This window comes from Psychrobacter sp. TB20-MNA-CIBAN-0197, from assembly GCF_040309765.1.
GTDB lineage: Bacteria > Pseudomonadota > Gammaproteobacteria > Pseudomonadales > Moraxellaceae > Psychrobacter > Psychrobacter submarinus.
On record NZ_JBEOPC010000437.1, the window covers coordinates 1 to 279 of the forward strand.

1 protein-coding gene is annotated in these 279 nt (G+C 43.4%); it reads left to right on the forward strand.

The window, feature by feature from the left end; genetic code table 11:
- Positions 1-279: prolyl oligopeptidase family serine peptidase (locus AAEY83_RS14385; protein ID WP_351059903.1), on the forward strand; the 279-nt coding region annotated here is incomplete at both ends.

The window sequence follows — 279 nt, forward strand, 5'->3', positions numbered from 1 at the left end:
GTGTTAACCACTATGTTAGATGAAAGTATTCCGCTAACCACCAACGAATACGACGAGTGGGGTAACCCTAACGATGCGCAATTTTATGATGTAATTGCAGCCTATTCGCCGTACGATAATATTTGCGCGCAAGAGTATCCGCATATGCTAATAACCACTGGGCTGCACGACTCACAGGTACAATATTGGGAGCCGATGAAGTGGGTAGCTAAAATGCGCGAGCTAAAAACCGATAATAATATTTTAGTATTTAAAACCGATATGGATGCCGGACACGGT